Origin of the sequence: Pseudarthrobacter oxydans, assembly GCF_013314975.1 — a bacterium.
Lineage (GTDB): Bacteria > Actinomycetota > Actinomycetes > Actinomycetales > Micrococcaceae > Arthrobacter > Arthrobacter oxydans.
Genome location: NZ_JABTYH010000018.1, coordinates 28,181 through 44,512, shown reverse-complemented (window position 1 = coordinate 44,512; position 16,332 = coordinate 28,181). Strand labels below are relative to the sequence as shown.

Below are 16,332 nucleotides of genomic sequence, written 5' to 3'. Positions count from 1 at the left end.
CCCAGCCGCAAAGTCTGTGCGTTCCGTCCTGCAGAAGTACCTGATGCTCCCCAAGCTCATCAGGCTGTCCCGCTCTGCCCCCAAGGACCGGCCGGTGGCGTGGGACACGTACTGGGCGGGCATCCGGGGGAAGGGTGCCGGCAGCGAAATTCTCTGGGACCCGGGTACGGACAACGAATTCCTTGGTTACAGGGACGTCCTGCTCCGATACCTGGACCGGGAACTTCCCGTCATTGACGTGGGCTGCGGGCATGGCCGTTTCACCAGGGCGCTGGCGGGCGTTTTTACCGAGGCCGTGGGCGTGGACGTATCCGGGCACGCCGTAGCCCATGCCGACGCGGAGACCCAGGCCGGCAGGGGTGCAGCCAAGGTCCGTTACCAGGCCCTGGACATGACCGGGACCGGAGCGGCGCGGGCACTCAGCGTCCAAGGCGACGCGAACGTCTTCATCAGGGGCGTCCTTCACGTCCTGGATGCAGCGGACCAGGCGGCAATGGTGGACAACCTGCGGCTCCTGGCCGGACGCCGCGGCACGGTGTTCCTGGCGGAGACCAATTTCCAAGGCAACCCGGTGCAGTATGTTTCCCACCTCGGCGCCACAACCCGCAGCATCCCTGCCCCGCTGGAACGGGCCATCCGCGGGTTGCCCATGCCCGGCCACTTCGGCCCGGACGAGCGCTCGCGGGCCTTTCCGCCGGAGGCCTGGGAACTCCTGGCCGACGGTGAGGTGGCCATCGAAACGAACCCGACGACCGGGGTGGACGGGCAAAGCCGGGTTCCGGGCTATTTCGCTGTGCTGCGCCCGCGGGGTTAGGCAGGGGTTCACGCCCCGGGGGCTGTCGGGTTCCTGTTGGTGATCCCCACAGTTGTTCCACAAGAGAGATCCAAAGCCCTTGACACGAGGGAGGATCCGGAGGCTACATGGTAAGTAGTCTTACTAGTTAGAGCTTCCGGGGGAAAGGCTGGCTACCGTGGAACAGGGCAAGGGCAAGGGCAAGAGGATCAGCGGCCCTGCATCAGGCTGGCATGGCGAAGGCCTGGGTGCCGGCCCCCGCGACGGCAGGGCCCGCAGCGGTCCGCTCTTCCGCCCGAAAAACGCCGGCCGCGACCACGCCTAAGCCACCCCGCCCGCCGCGCGCTGCCCGGCACCGGCTTCCAGGCCGGCGCCGCTTCGCCAACGTCGGCCCCAGAACCTACAGGAACCACGATGCGCAAACTCATTCCCTCCGGCGGCCTTCGGGGGATGCTGCTGCCGCCGACCTACGGCCAGCACGTCACCCACCGCACGGAGTTCACCATCCTTTCGGTCGAAATCTGGGCTACCGGGCTGGTGGTCAACATCCAGTTGGCCTCCGCCGACGGCCCCGAGCCGCGCCTTATCCTGCAGGACCACTTCGGCACCGAGTATTCCTTCCGGGACTCGGCCACGCTGGAGTCCCGGAACCTGCAGACCTTCACCCCTTCGGTGCCCCCGGGCACCAGGAGCCTGACCATCCGGTCGGCCGATGATCCGGAAGGCCGCCCGGTGGTGACGTTCGCAGTCCCGCTGATGGCCGTGCCGGAAGAGCCGGAAGCTCCGCGGAACGGCGAGTACCCGCCGTCGCCGGAGCTCCGCCGCCCGGCCTGAGCCGCTGGAGCCATCTCCCGCTGAAGGCTTCGTCCACCGAATGCCCCACCACCTGAATGCTCCACGCGTTGGATGCATGACCGACTGAAAGGCTGCCGCCATGCATGACACCGCAGGATTCACGCCACGTACCGCCATCGTGACCGGATCGGACTCCGGCATAGGCAAGGCTGCCGCCTTCGCCCTGGCCCGGGCAGGAATGGACGTGGGCGTCACCTGGCACTCGGACAAGGCCGGGGCCGAGGGTACGGCGGAAGAGATCCGCGGCCTGGGCCGCAAGGCCGTGGTGCGGCAGCTTGATACCACTGACCTCCATGCCGCCGCGGCCGTCGTCGACGAGCTGGCGGAGGGGCTGGGCGGAGTGGACGTCTTCGTCAACAATGCCGGAACCGGCGACGGGACCAAGTTCCTGGACATCGACGTCGACACCTGGATGCGCACCCTGGACACCAACCTCAACGGCGCGTTTGTGTGCCTCCAGGCCGCTGCCCGCCGGATGGTAAAGGCGGGCCGGGGCGGGCGCCTCATTGCCGTCACCAGCGTCCATGAATTCCAGCCGAGGGTAGGGGCCGCCGCCTACGACGCGTCCAAGCACGGCCTCGGCGGACTCATGAAGACCCTGGCGCTTGAGCTTGCCGAGCACGGCATTACTGCCAACAGTGTGGCGCCGGGGGAGATCGCCACACCCGTGACCGGACAGGAAAATGAGGACGCCGCCACCAAGGACCGGCCGGGTGTCCCGCTGGGCAGGCCCGGTGACGCGCGGGAAGTTGCCGCCGTTATTGCCTTCCTGGCCTCGCCTGCTTCCAGCTACGTGAACGGCGCCTCCTGGGCGGTGGATGGCGGGATGCTGCAGATGGGGCCGCAGGCCGGATCCCACATCACCAGCCAGGAGTGGCGCGAAGGGTAGGCCGTACGGCTGCGGTGCGGTGGGCGAGCTGTCCGGATGACGGATTCGGCAAGCGCTTTCCCGTCGACTGCTGGCATGATGGAGCGCATGCGCATTCTTATTGCTCCGGACAAGTTCAAGGGTTCCCTGACGGCGGCTGAAGCCGCTGCTGCCATCGCGGAAGGCGCGCTGCGCGTGTACCCGGAGGCCGTTGCCACCCAGTTCCCCATTGCCGACGGCGGCGAGGGAACATTGGAGGCGGCAGTGGCCGCCGGCTTCGAGGAACGGCTCAACGCCGTGGTCGGTCCCATCCTCGCCCCCCTCGGCGCCGCGTGGGCCATCAACAAGGCCGACGACGGCAAGGTCACCGCTGTCATCGAAACGGCCCAGGCCTCCGGCCTTGCAGAGATGGAGCCCACCCCGGCCAACGCGCTCCGGGCCCACAGCTACGGCTGCGGACAGCTCATTGCGGCTGCCTTGGACGCCGGAGCCACGGAGATCGTGCTTGGCCTGGGCGGATCGGCCATGACGGACGGCGGCAGTGGCGCCCTCCGCGCCCTGGGCCTTAAGCCGCTCGACTCCGCCGGGAACGTGGTGCCCCTGGGTGGCGGGTCACTTGCCGATGTCGCGGCACTGGACACCAGCGGGCTGGATCCCCGGCTTGCCGCCACCACCTTCAGGATCGCCGTGGACGTCAGGAATCCGCTCTATGGAACGTCCGGCGCCGCGCACGTCTTCTCGCCGCAAAAGGGCGCGGACGCCGACGCCGTGGAACTGCTCGACGCCGGCCTCCGCAACTGGGCGTCCATCCTCCGTGAGGCCACCGGCCGGGACGTGAACGTCCCAGGCGCCGGCGCCGCCGGCGGCTTCCCGGCGTCGTTCCTTGCCTTCACCGGTGCCACGCTGGAAGGCGGCTTCGCGCTGGTGGCGGGACTCACCGGCCTGGCCGGGCAACTGGGTGACGCGGACCTGGTGATCACCGGGGAAGGCTCCATGGACTCGCAGTCCCTGACCGGAAAAGCGCCCATCGCGCTCGCCGACGCGGCACGGGAGCGCGGGATTCCCGTCATCGTCGTGGCCGGCCGCATCCTGGTGACGCCCGAGGAGCTTGCTGAACACGGGGTGGTGGCTGCCGCGCAGCTGCTGGACGTGGCTCCCAGCCCCCAGGACGCCGTCGCCCATGCCGCCAAGTACCTGGCGTGGGCAACAAGCCAGGTCCTCGAGGGCGCTTAGCAGCGCGGCGGAAACCTGGGCGGGTCAGCGGGGCGCTCCCGCCAATGACCCGCGGCGCGACAGTGACCCTGGAACATCGGTTCAGGTGCCGGTGTCGTGATGGGGTTCCGCAACGGGCTTGGATTCCGGCGACCCCTTCTCGCGAAGGTAAACGGACGCCCCCACGAGGACGGCGACGGCCAGGAATTCGCTTTGCCAGTTCTGGAAGGACTCGAACCAGAACCGGCTGGTGCCCATGTACTGGAGGGCGGTGACAGAGGGCTGCCCGTGGCTTTGCTGTTCCTCGTTGTACGCCTGCGCGCCGCCCAGCGCATGCGCGGCGAACGATCCCAGGAAGAGGGCAAACAGGAGTATCGACAGCGTATGCTCATACACCTTCAGCACGGCGCCGCCCCGCTTCACGGGCCACGGGGTGGCCTTGCTGATGGCGGCCTGGCGGGGATCCTCATCCTGGGGCGCGGCTGTGCCGACCGGCTTGGATTCGGAGGAGCCCTTCTGGAACAGGAACACCGTCAGGACCACGTACATGGCCATCTGCAGGAACTCGCTCTCCCAGTTTTCAAAGGTGGCTTCAACGAATTCCCCGGTGGCCATAAACTGCAGGACTGACACGGCGGAGCCCCCGTGCGCCTGTTGTTCCTCGCTGTAGTTGGCTGCCCCCGTCAGGATCATCCCGGCCAGGAAAGCCAGGAACAGCCCGGCATTGACCAGGAGCAGCCCGTGCTCCTTGATCCACCTGGCCATGGCTATTCCCCGTTCGGGTGGGGCGATCCCTGCCCCGCGGCGGCGCGCCTGTTCAGGTGTACGGGGACGTAGACCAGCAGGACCACCATCACCGCCATCAGCGCTCCGCCGGCTGTGAGGCCGGCCGTACGTCCGGCGGTCACGTCGAAAACCAGCGCAGCGGTACCCGCACTCAACAGCGCGATTCCCGCAAGGGTGATTTTTGCGATGGTGTCCCCGCTGGCTACCAGGGTTTCCTTGAGCCGCTTCCGGAAGAGCCTCCGGTGCACGCTGACCGGAAGGAGGATGAGCGCGGTGGTGAGCGCAGCAATCACCACGTTGGTGAGGTAGAGGCCAACCTGGAAATCGTCAAGTATTTCAAAGCGCTCCTGGAAGGGGAGCGTGAGCAGGAATCCGGCCAGGATCTGGACGCCCATCTGCAGCACCCGCATCTCCTGCAGCAGTTCGGCCCAGTTGCGGTCCAGCTGCTCCTCACGGGTTTCGTTCCTGCCCGTCCTGCCCGTGTAATCCTCCACCTCGGACATTGCCTCTCCTTCCTCCGCCTGCCCGCTCCCTTTCTGCTCTTCCCGTGCCCGGAAACACGGCAGGCGTTGCACCGCGACCTACATTTGATAAGTTTACTGATTATTCGCTCCGATCGGTGGACTTTGTTCCTCCGGCCGGGATAGCTTCGAAGAGCAGGTGCACGGCGGAGCTCTTCGAAAACCGACACAGTGAGCAGGCGGACTATGAGCGACACAGACAAGCAGAAGGACCAGCCAAAGGATCCCCGGGGCGGCTACCACTCCGGACCGTTCCCGGAGCAGGAGCAGAAGCAGCCCGGGCTCACGGCGCCGATGGACCCGAAGCCTGACCACGGGGAACTGAGCTACGAGGGGCACGGCAAACTCCAGGGCAAGGCCGCCCTCATCACGGGCGGCGATTCCGGAATCGGCAAGGCCGCCGCGATCGCCTTCGCGCGTGAGGGCGCCGACGTAGCCATCTCCTACCTTCCGGAAGAGGAAGAGGACGCGCAGGACACCGCAGACTGGATCCGCAAGGCCGGCCAGCGGGTCCTGCTGTTTGCGGGAGACGGCCGGGAAGAGGATTTCAGCACCCGCATCGCTGAGGAAACCGCGTCCGGATTCGGCCGGCTGGACGTGGTGGTCCTGAACGCCGCGTACCAAAAGAACCGCGAAAGCCTGGAGTCGCTGCCCACCGAGGAATTCGACCGGGTCTTCAAGACCAACCTCTACTCCCTGCTGTGGACGGCGCGGGCCGCGGTACCCCATTTGAAGCCGGGCGCGTCCATCATCACCACGGCATCGATCCAGGCTTTCAACCCGTCCCCGGCGCTGATCGACTACGCCATGACCAAGGCCGCCCAGGTGGCGTTCACCAAGGCGCTGGCACAGGAACTCGGGCCCAAGGGCATCAGGGTCAACGCCGTAGCCCCCGGGCCCATCTGGACCCCGCTGATCCCGGCAACGGAATGGCCGGACAAACTCCCCACGTTCGGCCAGGACACGCCACTGGAACGGGCCGGCCAGCCGGCCGAGCTCGCGGCCGCCTATGTGCTGCTGGCCTCCGAGGACGGCTCCTACATTTCCGGGGCAGTGCTGCCGGTAACCGGCGGCAAGGGCCTCTAACGCTGTATCCACGCCAGCAGGACAGCTTCATCCGAACCGACAACAGGAGGAAATCATGACGCAGGAAAACCAGCATGCCCAGCCCGAATCGGACCCGGGCGGCTACGGCACTCCCACCGCCGAGCAGGAGATGGGCGGATCCCAGGCGCCAGTGAACGGTTCCGGCGCGGGCGGCGCCGACACCAACGAGCCGCAGTCCGATCCGGAGGCGGATCCCGTGCCCCGCGACGTTGATCTTCCCTCCAGCGCCGCCGAGATTGATGAGTCCAACGACGACTCTCAGGGCTCGGCCCCGGTCTCGTCCGAGTCCGGCCAGGAAGCCGCCGGCCTTCCGGACGGCAGCGGCAACGACCTGCCCGAGGAGAAATCACCGAACGACGACGGCGGCGAGAGCTTCGACGCCGGGTAACGGGACGGCTGCCGCTCCCTGGGGGCGGTAACCGCCGTCCCTGAAGGCCTCCGCGGCGTGGTTCCCTGCGAACCACGCCGCGGAGGCCTTTTTCATGTCGGGGGGCGCCTGCGATGCCGTGTGTCCACGGTGTGAACCCCGCAGGCCGGAACGCACTGCCCCTCCCTTGAAACGCGCTGGAGACGTATTCTTAGAAAGAGGTTTTGCAGTAGGCCGGAGCGCTTCAACCAAGGCGTAAATCATGGCGGCTGAACCCGCAGCGCAGCTCGGCTGGGGACCCCTTCCAGTACCCCCGGAACAGGTGTTCGACAGCAAGGACGTCGAAACGTACCTCTGGGAAGTCACCCGTGACTTCATGGCGGACATCAGGGGCGAGCAGCGCGGCATCAGCTGGGCGGCCACGCTCTTCCGCCTGGGACAGGCACACACCGTCGCCGCCAGCACCGAGAGAGCACTCGAAGCAAACCAGGAACAGTGCTCCTTCGCTGACGGACCGGCCCTCGAAGCCCTCCGTACCGGCGAATTCGTGCTGCTGTCCGACGTCAGCCGGGACCGGCGCTGGCCCGGGTACGCCAGCGCGGCCGCCGGCCATGGGGTCCAGTCGCTCCTGTCCATGCCGATCGCCTCCGAAGGCGGGACGAGCGCCGCCATCAACCTCTACGCCGCCGTCCCGCACGCCTTCAGCAGCGACGACCTTCTCCGAAGCCGCAGCTACGCGCACCATGTGGCCCGGGCCCTGCGTGTTGTGGTGCGCACGGCCGAACGCGCCGAGGCCAAAGCGGGCATCGCCGTCGTGCAAAGCTCCCTTGTCCTGGTGGACCTGGCGGTGCGCAGCCTCATGGACGAGTACGGCCTCAGCCGCGAGGGGGCACTGCGGTTCCTGCAGACACAGGCGGTGCACCACGAACTCGACCTGCGCGATGCCGCGCTGAACGTTGTTGCGCCGGGTCCCGGGAGGGAGAACCCCATGCCCGGGGAGCCCGGCAGGGAGCCCGCCGGGCTCAGGCAAGGAACGCCCGACGGCGTCGCGGACTTCCGCCTGCTGCCCCCAGCCGAGCTGGAGCAGGAGGAACAGCCCCGCCGGCGGAGGGCCGGGCGGGGCAAGGACGCATCCCGCACCGCGGAAGGGAGGACGGCATGACAACGCCGAAGCAGGAGCAGTCGCCCGGCTGGCCGGTTGGCCTGGATATGGCAAGCCCGGCGGAACAGGCTCCTGGACCAGGGCATCACCCGTGGCACCGCTATGTGGCACTCGGCGACTCCTTCACGGAGGGGGTGGGGGATCCCGAGCCCAAGAACCAGGGCGGGCTACGGGGCTGGGCTGACAGGGTGGCCGAGGAACTCAGCGCGGGACAGCCGGATTTCGCCTATGCCAACCTCGCGATCCGGGGCCTGCGGCTGCAGCAGATCCTGGATCAGCAGGTGGGGCCGGCGCTCGCCGCACAGCCTGACCTGGTGACGCTCTCCGCCGGCGGCAACGACATTGTGTTCCGCCGCAGCGATCCGGACAAGCTGGCCGAGAAGATCGACGCCGGAGTGGAGCAGCTCACCCGTTCCGGGGCCACTGTGGTCCTCTTCGCCGGTCCCGACTGGGGCGCCACACCGGTCTTCGGCCAGATACGCGGCAAAGTGGCCATCCTCAACGAAAACCTGCACGTGGTGGCCGCCCGGCATAACGCTGTGATGGTTGACCTGTGGTGCCTGCGTGACCTCACCAGGCCCGGCATGTGGGACCCTGACCGCCTGCACTTCTCGCCGCTGGGCCACCACACCATAGCCTTGGGAGTGCTGCAGGCGCTGGCCGTTCCCCACAGCCTTGAACCCTTGCAGCCCAAGGCGCTCCCGCCCCGCAACTGGAAGGAAGCCCGGGCCAAGGACATCGCCTGGGCCCGCGAATACCTCGTACCCTGGGCAATCCGCCAGGTCAGGCACCCCGCGGAGGCCCCGCTGGTTCCCAAACGTCCCCGTCCCGGGCCCGTCTTCGGGCATGGGCATCTGCAGGCAGTCCATCCTCCGGGACTGCCTGCCGAGCCCTTGTCCCTGAAGGAGGCCTAGCTAGCGCTTTTTCGGGGCGCGCCGGGCGGCAGCGTTCCCCGCTGCCTTGGCCTGGGGAGGAAGCCCCGCCGGCTCGGTTTCGGGCTCGGCCGCCGTGCCCCGGGCCTTCGCGATGGCCTTCATGCCGTGGTAGATCACCAGGGCCGCTGCTGATCCCAGTGCGATGCCGGTGAACTTCAGGTCACCGATGGTCCAGGTGTAGTCCGCGATGCCGATGATGAGTGCCACGGCGGCGGTGGTCAGATACACCGGGTTCGAGAAGTTCACCCTGTTCTGCACCCAGATCTTCACGCCGAGGATACCGATCATGCCGTACAGCATGGTGGCCGCGCCGCCCAGCACACCGGGCGGGACGGTGGCGATGAGCTCGCCGAACTTGGGGGAGAAACTCAGGACGATGGCGAAGACGCCGGCCACCCAGTATGCCGCCGTCGAGTAAACCTTGGTGGCGGCCATGACGCCGATGTTTTCTGCGTACGTGGTGGTGCCGGAGCCGCCGCCGAAGCCGGCCAACACCGTGGCGGCGCCGTCAGCCATCAGCGCCCGGCCGGACACGCCGTCGAGGTTCTGGCCGGTCATGGCGGCTACGGACTTGACGTGGCCGATGTTCTCCGCAACCAGGACCAGCACCACGGGCACGAACAGGCCCAGGACACCCACATGGAACTCGGGAGTCTGGAACTGTGGCAGGCCCACCCAGGCCGCAGCCTCCATCTTGTCGTAGCTCACTTCGCCGCGCAGCATCGCCACAAGGTAGCCCACCACCACGCCCACCAGGATGCTGAGGCGGCCCAGGATCCCCCGGAACAGCACGCTGACCAGGATGATGGTGGCCAGGGTGACCACGGCGGTGACGGGGGCGGCGTCGAAATTCTGCTTGGCCGCCGGTGCGAGGTTGAGCCCGATCAGCGCCACGATGGCACCGGTGACGATGGGCGGCATCAGCCGGTTGATCCAGCCCGCGCCGAACTTCTGGACGATGGCGCCCACCAGGGCCAGGGCCGCGCCGGCCAGGACCACGCCGCCCAGCGCTCCCGGCACGCCGAACTGCTGCTGGGACGCCATGATGGGTGCGATGAACGCGAAGCTTGAGCCGAGGTAACTGGGAACCCGGCCCTTGGTGATCACCAGGAAGAGCAGCGTTCCGATGCCGGAGAAGAACAAAGTGGTGGCAGGGGGCATGCCGGTGATGATGGGCACCAGGAACGTGGCGCCGAACATGGCCACCACGTGCTGCATGCCCACGCCGATGGTCAGCGGCCAGGCCAGGCGCTCATCGGGGGCCACCACGTGCCCCGGCTTGATGGACTTGCCTGTGCCGTGCAGCTTCCATTTGATTCCGAGCATGCTCATGGGCGGAGGCCTTTCGGGGGCTTTCGGGGATGCCGCGGAGGGCGGAGATTAACTGGGACAAGGATACCGCCCGCGCCCTGCCCACGGACCGTTGTGTCCGATGTCACGGGCCGTCACGGGAAGAGGACACCGCTGGTTGAAGTTGCAACCATGGAAAGCAACGACGCCGGCCCCGACGCAAACGGGGAGGCACAGCGAAAGGTACGCCAATGACCATTGCCCATGAAGAAGCGGTTATCGATCCGGCCGCCGTCGACGCTATTTTCGCGCAGGCCCGCACCGCCAACTCGTTCACCGGAGAGGTGACCGACGAGCAGGCGCAGGCCATCTACGAGCTCACCAAGTTCGGCCCCACCGCTTTCAACTCCCAGCCGCTGCGCGTCACCTATGTCCGCTCGGACGAAGCCCGCGCCAAGCTTGTTGACGCCCTCATGCCAGGCAACCGCGCCAAGACCGCCTCCGCCCCGCTGGTGGCCATCCTCAGCTATGACACCAACTGGGCGGGCCAGTGGGACACCTTCCTCCCCGGCTACAACGCCCCCAAGGCCATGTACGACGCCAACCCGGAACTCGCCGCCGCCACGGGCAACAACAACGCGCACCTGCAGGCCGGCTACTTCATCCTGGCCGTACGCTCCCTCGGGTTCTCCGCGGGCCCCATGACCGGAGCCGACTTCGGTGCCATCGATGAGGCGTTCTTCCCCGCGGGTGACCAGAAGAGCTTCCTGGTGGTCAACATCGGCCAGCCCGCCGCAGACGCCTGGGGCGAGGCCAAGCCCAAGTTCTCCTACGAGGATGTCGTCCGCACCGTCTAACCCCCAACCCCCGGGACGCTCTCTCACTTAATGCAGCTTTTTGGCCATCGCTCTCTCATGCGTGAGAGAGCGATGGCGGTTAAAGGGCATTAAGTGAGAGAGCGTTGGGCCGCGGGGGAGTGGCACACTGGGCGGATGCGGAACTTCGTCGTCGTCGCGTTCGTGGAGCCGGTGGCTGAAGGCCAGGTCTTTCCGCGGACGCAGTGGCCCCTGCACATCACACTGCTGCGGTTCGACGTCGACAACGCCGTCGCCGAACAGCTTGCGGCGCTCGCCGGGCCACCTGCGGAGACGGCACTGGGCGCCGCACTGACAGTGGGGGAGGACGCGGGGTTCGGCCGGAACGGCTCCGTGCCCGTCAGCCTTGTCCGGCCGCAGCCGGACCTGCAGGCACTGCACGGGCAGTTGGCCGCGGCAGTCGAAAGCGCCGGCGGCAGGATCCTCACTCCGGCCCACACCAGGTCCGGCTACCGGCCGCACATCTCCCACCTGCACGGCCGCCGCCTGCGCCCGGGCGACACCCTGGTGCTTGACCGGGTGGCGCTGGTGGACATGGCGCCGGACGGTAAACGCACCGTCCGGCGCATCCTGCAGCTCTGGAGCCTGCCGGAAACCGGGGCAGCTAGGCGATAACGCTGTCCACGAGGGCCTTGGCTTCCGCCTGGACCTGCTTAAGGTGCTCCTCGCCCTTGAACGACTCGGCGTAGATCTTGTAGACGTCCTCGGTGCCGGACGGGCGGGCGGCGAACCAGGCGTTCTCCGTAACCACCTTCAGCCCGCCGATGGACGCGCCGTTGCCGGGCGCCTCGGTCAGCTTGGCCAGGATGGGTTCCCCGGCCAGGCTGGTGGCGGTGACGTCCGACGGCGACAGCTTGCCGAGTGCCGACTTCTGCTCCCGCGTGGCTGCTGCGTCAATGCGCGCGTAGACGGGGGCGCCGAACTGGTCCGTCAGGCCCTTGTAGAGCTGGGACGGGGACTTGCCGGTGACCGCCGTGATTTCCGAGGCGAGCAGGGCCAGCAGGATGCCGTCCTTGTCCGTGGTCCAGACGCTGCCGTCCAGCTTGTTGAAGGAAGCGCCGGCCGATTCCTCGCCGCCGAAGGCGCCCTCCCCGGAGAGCAGGCCGGGCACGAACCACTTGAAGCCGACCGGGACCTCCACGAGCTTGCGGCCCAGGCTCTGGGCTACCCGGTCGATGATGGAGGACGACACCAGGGTCTTTCCCACCACGGAGGCCGGGTTCCAGCCGCTGCGGTTGCGGTAGAGGTAATCGATGGCGACCGCGAGGTAGTGGTTGGGGTTCATCAAACCACCCACTCCATCGACAAGGGGCGTGACGATGCCGTGCCGGTCGGCGTCGGCATCGTTGCCGGTGGCGACGTCGTAGGCTGCCGTCCCGTCCGCACCGGCAGCCATCCGCTGGATCAGCGAGGCCATGGCGGCCGGGGAGGAGCAGTCCATCCGGATCTTCTCGTCCCAGTCCAGGGTCATGAAAGCCCACTGCGGATCCACCGTGGGGTTCACCACGGTGAGGTCCAGGTGGTGGCGCTCGCCGATCTCGCCCCAGTAGTCCACGGAGGCACCGCCCATGGGGTCGGCGCCAATCCGCACGCCGGCGTTGCGGATGGCATCCAGGTTCAGGACGGAGGGAAGGTCGTCCACGTAGCTGCTGAGGAAGTCGAACTTACCGGTGGTGTCCGCAGCCAGGGCGTCGGCCAGCGGGATCCGCTTCACCCCGCGCAGGCCGTTCTCCAGGAGTTCGTTGGCGCGGTTGGCGATCCAGCCGGTGGCATCGGAATCGGCAGGCCCGCCGTGTGGGGGGTTGTACTTGAAGCCGCCGTCGGCCGGCGGGTTGTGGCTTGGCGTGACAACGATGCCGTCTGCCTGCGGGGCGCCGGCGCCGGCATTCCGGTTGTAGGTAAGGATTGCGTGGCTGAGCGCCGGCGTGGGGGTGTAGCCGTGGCGGGCGTCAACGAGGACCTGGACGCCGTTGGCTGCCAGGACCTCGAGCGCGGAGTTCTGCGCGGGCTCGCTGAGGGCGTGCGTGTCCTTGGCCAGGAACAGCGGCCCGGTGATGCCCTGCCCCGCCCGGTACTCCACGATGGCCTGGGTGATGGCAACGATGTGTTGCTCGTTGAATGACGCCTTCAGGCTGGAGCCGCGGTGTCCGGACGTGCCGAACGCCACGCGCTGGCCGGGATCACCGAGATCGGGCGTGATGTCGTAATACGCGTCAAGGAGCGCAGTGATGTCAACAAGGTCCTGGGGTTGGGCAACTGTGCCCGCGCGGCTAGCCATGCCACCAGCATGCCAGACAGGGACCTGAGTCAAAACGATCCGTCCGGAATGCGGCCACTGTGTCCGGCCTGTGACGGAAGATCGTCATCAAACGAGTAGTCAACCTGAGTACAGACCCCACCAAAGTACTTATATACCGGCCGCTGCACGCCCTGTTACTTTCGAAAAAGTCGGGGAATTCATCCGAGAGCAAGGCACGACGGCGGCCCCCCCGCCGTCGTCCTTCCGGCAGGGAAGCAGGGGCGGCCATGGGGGCAGGAGACGGGAAAGCCGAGCAGTCCAGGCTGGCCGCCGAAAGGGTGGCCAGGCTCAAGCGCCGGCTGGACGAGGCCGAAGGCGCCACAAAGCCCTGGGATGCGGATGCCGTCAGCGAGAAGGTGGTTGCGGACAAGCTTGGCGAACTGGTCCCGCGGGGCTGGTACGTGCTCCATGACGTGCACTGGCCCGGCCGGCCGAAGGCCAGCCTGGACCACGTCCTCGTGGGGCCTGGCGGTGTAGTGGTGGTCGACTGCAAGAACTGGACCGGCGAGGTGCGGGTGTTGTCCGGGGTGCTTTGGCAGGGCCGGTACGCACGGACGCAGGCGGTGGAAGGCGCCCTGGCCCAGTGTGCCGCGGTATCGTCCGTGGTGTCGCCGCCGTACCGGCGGCTGGTCCGCCCGCTGATCTGCATGGCCGCCCAGCCGGACCTGTTTGGGGTGACCGCGTCGGACGTGGCCGTGGCCGGGACGCAGCGTGTGGTGGGTGCCATCGAGGCACTGCCCCAGGTGCTGGACCAGCAGGCCGTGGCGGGGCTGTACGCACAGCTGGGCCAGGACCTCACCCATGAACAGGAACCGGGCATCATGGCGTTCCGGCACGTCCGCCCGGGCACGGTGGTTCCGCCCGCGGCGCCACCGGCGAATGCCGGAGCTCCCGCCGCCAGGTCGGGTTCGTCAGTGCGGCCGGCGGTCCGGGGCAACCCTTCGGCCGCCGGGACGGGGGAAGGCTACCGACCAGCGGGCCACCGCGCGGCTCCAAAGGCCCGCCGGCACGGTACCGGCGGCGCCGGACGATTAGCCCTGCTTGCGGCGTTCGTCATCTTTGCGGTGTACATCCTGCCCTATTGGGGGCAATAGATCCGCCCCTGGGCCGGGGGTAGGCTGGAACCACAATTCCTAGGGGGAACCATGTCTGACCAGCCCAGCCAGCGGCCTGAATCCGGCCAGCCCGACTCCAGCACGCCGTCCGGCCTTGAACCGCCCCGTTTCGTGCCGCCCTACGGCAGCCAGTCGCCCTCCGCGCCGACCTTCGGGCAGGGCAGCTACGGGCAGGATGGCCGTGGGAGTGGCTACGGGCAAGGCACGCATAGCGGACCCGGCCAGTACGGCGGTGCCTACGGCCAGCCGCCGAGCCCGTACAACCAGCAGCCCGCCCCTTATGGCCAGCCGGCAGGCCCGTACGCCCCGCAGGGGTATTACGGCATGCAGGCGGAGCCCAAGACGCTGAGCATCGCCAGCATGGTGTGCGGTATCGCCTCGGTGATCATGGGCTGGCTCCTGCTCCCGCAGATTGCAGCAATCATCACCGGCCACATGGCGCTCAAACGCGAACCGGCCGGCAGGGGCATGTCCATTGCCGGGCTGGTCCTGGGCTACCTGTGCCTCCTGGGCTACGGCGCGTTCTGGCTGCTGGCCATCATCGGCCTGGCGATCGCCAGTTCCACCAGCGGACCCACGTACACGTTCTAGGGCCGCTCACCCCATCACATGGGCGCCTGTGATCACATGAACGCCTGTGTTGGCGGGATGTTGTGATTGAGGCGGAAGAGGTTGTGGGGATCATAGCGGTCCTTGAGGGCTGCCAGGCGCCGGAACTTCTCCGGCCCGTAGGCCGCGCGGGCGGCGTCCGCGTCCCTGGGCCCCGCCTCGGCGCCCAGGAAGTTGACGTACTCGCCGTGCTCCGCGAACGGCTGCATAAGCCCGTAGGCCGTGCGGGCGAACGCGGTCAGCCGCTCGTCCTCGCTGGGGTCCCGCCAGAAGCCGTAGACATTGAGCCAGTAGCGGGCAGAACGGTTGGGGAACGCCGTTGCATCCTCCGGCACCCGTCCGAACGCTCCCTCCATGTGGTGGATGTCAATGCCGGTACCTTCCCATGCCAGCTCGGAGGCGAAGCCCAGCAGGACATCCACTGACTCCCCGTCGAGGCGGGAGAAGGAGACGTTCTTCCAGTAGCCGCGGGAACCTTTGGGAAACACGCTGTCCATGGCGCTCTGCCAGTCAAGCCAGGAGGTAGGGCCGATTTCCTCTTGGTCGGGAGGCGCGGCGGCCCGGAGCTGGTCAACCAGGGCGAGCCCTGCCTGCTGGTCCTCTGCCACCCACGCGAATCCTATGATCATCCACGGGTCGCTGCCCATCCCGAACTCTTCCGGGAAGACCAGGAACGAGGCGATCGGGTTCATCCCGTCCGGCAGGTCCCGGGTCCAGCCGGCAAAAGCCAGGAGGGCGTTGCGCCAGTGTTCGGGCCGGTAGAACAGGTTCCCTCCCAGCGGCTGGGGCGGCAGGGGCCGGGCGCGGAAGGTGAAGGAGGACGCCACCCCGAAGTTTCCGCCGCCGCCGCGCAGCCCCCAGAACAGCTCAGGATTCTCCTGCATGCTGGCGCGCAGGTGTTCCCCGGTGGCGGTGACCACGTCCACGGATTCCAGGTTATCCAGGGTCAGGCCGTTGGAGCGTGTCAGCCAGCCCACGCCGCCGCCGAGGGCAAGTCCCGCCACGCCAGTTCCGCTGATCACTCCGAGCGGGACGGCAAGGTTGTATGCGGCGGTTGCGTGGTCGACGTCGGCCAGGGTGGCTCCGGGTTCCACGGTCACCAGCCTCCTCCCGGCGTCCACGTGCACGTGCTTCAGCGGTCCCAGGTCCAGTACCAGCCCGCCTTCAACACTGCCGTGTCCGGCGATGTTGTGCCCCCCGCCACGGACGGCCAGCGCCAGGCCGCTGCGCCGGACGGCATCCAGCACGGCGTCAATGTCGGCTATCGCTCCGGCGCGGACGACGGCGCGTGGCCGGAGATCGATCATGCCGTTCCATACCCGCCGGGCTTCGTCGTACAAGGGATCATCCGGCTCGATCAGGGAACCCGACAGCCTGGCGCGCAGCCCGTGCAGCGCCTGCTGTATTTCCGGTTCCCGGTTGGTGTCATGGACTGTGGACATCATCAGTGCTTCCGCTAAGGGTCTGGGCCCTGTGCAATATGAGGGGAAGTGAGAGGCGCCGGGGCACCTCGCTGGAAGGAATACTCGCTGGAAGAA

At 67.8% G+C, this 16,332-nt stretch carries 18 protein-coding genes; 13 read left to right on the top strand and 5 right to left on the bottom strand.

Going from position 1 to position 16,332, the window contains the following annotated elements:
- Positions 1-43: 43 nt before the first annotated feature.
- The 5 genes from HTS88_RS13000 (at position 44) to HTS88_RS12980 (ending at position 3,749) form a co-directional block, all read left to right on the top strand.
- Positions 44-814 (top strand): class I SAM-dependent methyltransferase, encoded by a 771-nt coding sequence (locus HTS88_RS13000; RefSeq protein ID WP_174179060.1) that lies wholly within the window; start codon positions 44-46, stop codon positions 812-814.
- Positions 815-971: 157 nt separating this feature from the next.
- Positions 972-1,118 (top strand): hypothetical protein, encoded by a 147-nt coding sequence (locus HTS88_RS12995; protein ID WP_174178996.1) that lies wholly within the window; start codon positions 972-974, stop codon positions 1,116-1,118.
- 89 nt (positions 1,119-1,207) lie between these two features.
- Positions 1,208-1,627, top strand: coding sequence for a hypothetical protein (locus HTS88_RS12990; RefSeq protein ID WP_174178994.1), 420 nt, complete (start codon positions 1,208-1,210; stop codon positions 1,625-1,627).
- Positions 1,628-1,727: 100 nt separating this feature from the next.
- Positions 1,728-2,537, top strand: coding sequence for an SDR family oxidoreductase (locus tag HTS88_RS12985; RefSeq protein ID WP_174178992.1), 810 nt, complete (start codon positions 1,728-1,730; stop codon positions 2,535-2,537).
- Between the two features lie 87 nt (positions 2,538-2,624).
- Positions 2,625-3,749 carry a glycerate kinase gene (locus HTS88_RS12980; RefSeq protein ID WP_174178990.1) on the top strand — a complete coding sequence of 375 codons (1,125 nt, stop codon included), beginning with the start codon at positions 2,625-2,627 and terminating at the stop codon, positions 3,747-3,749.
- 81 nt (positions 3,750-3,830) lie between these two features.
- Here HTS88_RS12980 and HTS88_RS12975 read toward each other — a convergent pair whose 3' ends face one another.
- Both HTS88_RS12975 and HTS88_RS12970 read right to left on the bottom strand, forming a co-directional pair.
- The gene (locus tag HTS88_RS12975; protein WP_174178988.1) at positions 3,831-4,493 is read right to left on the bottom strand and encodes a DUF6766 family protein; all 663 of its coding nucleotides are present in this window, start codon (positions 4,491-4,493) and stop codon (positions 3,831-3,833) included.
- A gap of 2 nt (positions 4,494-4,495) precedes the next feature.
- Complete coding sequence (locus HTS88_RS12970) at positions 4,496-5,017, bottom strand: DUF6328 family protein (RefSeq protein ID WP_174178986.1); 522 nt, start codon at positions 5,015-5,017, stop codon at positions 4,496-4,498.
- Positions 5,018-5,221: 204 nt separating this feature from the next.
- Here HTS88_RS12970 and HTS88_RS12965 point away from each other — a divergent pair, with 204 nt between their 5' ends.
- From HTS88_RS12965 to HTS88_RS12950, 4 genes are all read left to right on the top strand, one after another.
- Positions 5,222-6,121, top strand: coding sequence for an SDR family oxidoreductase (locus HTS88_RS12965; protein ID WP_174178984.1), 900 nt, complete (start codon positions 5,222-5,224; stop codon positions 6,119-6,121).
- A 55-nt stretch (positions 6,122-6,176) separates the two neighbouring features.
- Positions 6,177-6,530, top strand: a complete 354-nt coding sequence (locus HTS88_RS12960; protein ID WP_174178982.1) for a hypothetical protein — start codon at positions 6,177-6,179, stop codon at positions 6,528-6,530.
- Between the two features lie 241 nt (positions 6,531-6,771).
- Positions 6,772-7,671 carry a GAF domain-containing protein gene (locus tag HTS88_RS12955; RefSeq protein WP_174178980.1) on the top strand — a complete coding sequence of 300 codons (900 nt, stop codon included), beginning with the start codon at positions 6,772-6,774 and terminating at the stop codon, positions 7,669-7,671.
- 47 nt (positions 7,672-7,718) lie between these two features.
- Positions 7,719-8,585, top strand: a complete 867-nt coding sequence (locus HTS88_RS12950; protein WP_174179058.1) for an SGNH/GDSL hydrolase family protein — start codon at positions 7,719-7,721, stop codon at positions 8,583-8,585.
- Here the strand turns inward: HTS88_RS12950 and HTS88_RS12945 are convergent, their stop codons facing one another.
- Positions 8,586-9,938 (bottom strand): uracil-xanthine permease family protein, encoded by a 1,353-nt coding sequence (locus HTS88_RS12945; RefSeq protein ID WP_174178978.1) that lies wholly within the window; start codon positions 9,936-9,938, stop codon positions 8,586-8,588. It abuts the gene before it with no gap.
- A gap of 209 nt (positions 9,939-10,147) precedes the next feature.
- Between HTS88_RS12945 and HTS88_RS12940 the strand changes: the two genes are divergently transcribed.
- Both HTS88_RS12940 and HTS88_RS12935 read left to right on the top strand, forming a co-directional pair.
- The gene (locus tag HTS88_RS12940) at positions 10,148-10,753 is read left to right on the top strand and encodes a malonic semialdehyde reductase (protein ID WP_174178976.1); all 606 of its coding nucleotides are present in this window, start codon (positions 10,148-10,150) and stop codon (positions 10,751-10,753) included.
- 135 nt (positions 10,754-10,888) lie between these two features.
- The gene (locus HTS88_RS12935; RefSeq protein ID WP_174178975.1) at positions 10,889-11,386 is read left to right on the top strand and encodes a 2'-5' RNA ligase family protein; all 498 of its coding nucleotides are present in this window, start codon (positions 10,889-10,891) and stop codon (positions 11,384-11,386) included.
- Here HTS88_RS12935 and pgm read toward each other — a convergent pair.
- The gene (pgm, locus tag HTS88_RS12930) at positions 11,376-13,049 is read right to left on the bottom strand and encodes a phosphoglucomutase (alpha-D-glucose-1,6-bisphosphate-dependent) (RefSeq protein WP_174178973.1); all 1,674 of its coding nucleotides are present in this window, start codon (positions 13,047-13,049) and stop codon (positions 11,376-11,378) included. The genes HTS88_RS12935 and pgm overlap by 11 nt on opposite strands.
- Positions 13,050-13,297: 248 nt before the next feature.
- Here pgm and HTS88_RS12925 point away from each other — a divergent pair, with 248 nt between their 5' ends.
- The gene (locus HTS88_RS12925; protein WP_174178971.1) at positions 13,298-14,164 is read left to right on the top strand and encodes an NERD domain-containing protein; all 867 of its coding nucleotides are present in this window, start codon (positions 13,298-13,300) and stop codon (positions 14,162-14,164) included.
- Positions 14,165-14,215: 51 nt separating this feature from the next.
- On the top strand, positions 14,216-14,776 hold the full coding sequence (locus tag HTS88_RS12920; protein ID WP_174178969.1) for a DUF4190 domain-containing protein: 561 nt from the start codon (positions 14,216-14,218) through the stop codon (positions 14,774-14,776).
- Between the two features lie 32 nt (positions 14,777-14,808).
- Here the strand turns inward: HTS88_RS12920 and HTS88_RS12915 are convergent, their stop codons facing one another.
- Positions 14,809-16,236, bottom strand: a complete 1,428-nt coding sequence (locus HTS88_RS12915) for an FAD-binding oxidoreductase (protein ID WP_174179056.1) — start codon at positions 16,234-16,236, stop codon at positions 14,809-14,811.
- Between the last annotated feature and the right edge of the window lie 96 nt (positions 16,237-16,332).

Excerpts from the sequence above, each read along its gene's own strand:
- HTS88_RS12960 (WP_174178982.1), top strand. The coding sequence starts at position 6,177 with ATGACGCAGGAAAACCAGCATGCCCAGCCCGAATCGGACCCGGGCGGC.
- HTS88_RS12975 (WP_174178988.1), bottom strand. The coding sequence starts at position 4,493 with ATGGCCAGGTGGATCAAGGAGCACGGGCTGCTCCTGGTCAATGCCGGG.
- HTS88_RS12955 (WP_174178980.1), top strand. The coding sequence starts at position 6,772 with ATGGCGGCTGAACCCGCAGCGCAGCTCGGCTGGGGACCCCTTCCAGTA.
- HTS88_RS12920 (WP_174178969.1), top strand. The coding sequence starts at position 14,216 with ATGTCTGACCAGCCCAGCCAGCGGCCTGAATCCGGCCAGCCCGACTCC.
- HTS88_RS13000 (WP_174179060.1), top strand. The coding sequence starts at position 44 with ATGCTCCCCAAGCTCATCAGGCTGTCCCGCTCTGCCCCCAAGGACCGG.
- HTS88_RS12985 (WP_174178992.1), top strand. The coding sequence starts at position 1,728 with ATGCATGACACCGCAGGATTCACGCCACGTACCGCCATCGTGACCGGA.
- HTS88_RS12940 (WP_174178976.1), top strand. The coding sequence starts at position 10,148 with ATGACCATTGCCCATGAAGAAGCGGTTATCGATCCGGCCGCCGTCGAC.
- HTS88_RS12915 (WP_174179056.1), bottom strand. The coding sequence starts at position 16,236 with ATGTCCACAGTCCATGACACCAACCGGGAACCGGAAATACAGCAGGCG.
- pgm (WP_174178973.1), bottom strand. The coding sequence starts at position 13,049 with ATGGCTAGCCGCGCGGGCACAGTTGCCCAACCCCAGGACCTTGTTGAC.
- HTS88_RS12925 (WP_174178971.1), top strand. The coding sequence starts at position 13,298 with ATGGGGGCAGGAGACGGGAAAGCCGAGCAGTCCAGGCTGGCCGCCGAA.
- HTS88_RS12965 (WP_174178984.1), top strand. The coding sequence starts at position 5,222 with ATGAGCGACACAGACAAGCAGAAGGACCAGCCAAAGGATCCCCGGGGC.
- HTS88_RS12950 (WP_174179058.1), top strand. The coding sequence starts at position 7,719 with ATGGCAAGCCCGGCGGAACAGGCTCCTGGACCAGGGCATCACCCGTGG.
- HTS88_RS12935 (WP_174178975.1), top strand. The coding sequence starts at position 10,889 with ATGCGGAACTTCGTCGTCGTCGCGTTCGTGGAGCCGGTGGCTGAAGGC.
- HTS88_RS12945 (WP_174178978.1), bottom strand. The coding sequence starts at position 9,938 with ATGAGCATGCTCGGAATCAAATGGAAGCTGCACGGCACAGGCAAGTCC.
- HTS88_RS12970 (WP_174178986.1), bottom strand. The coding sequence starts at position 5,017 with ATGTCCGAGGTGGAGGATTACACGGGCAGGACGGGCAGGAACGAAACC.
- HTS88_RS12980 (WP_174178990.1), top strand. The coding sequence starts at position 2,625 with ATGCGCATTCTTATTGCTCCGGACAAGTTCAAGGGTTCCCTGACGGCG.
- HTS88_RS12990 (WP_174178994.1), top strand. The coding sequence starts at position 1,208 with ATGCGCAAACTCATTCCCTCCGGCGGCCTTCGGGGGATGCTGCTGCCG.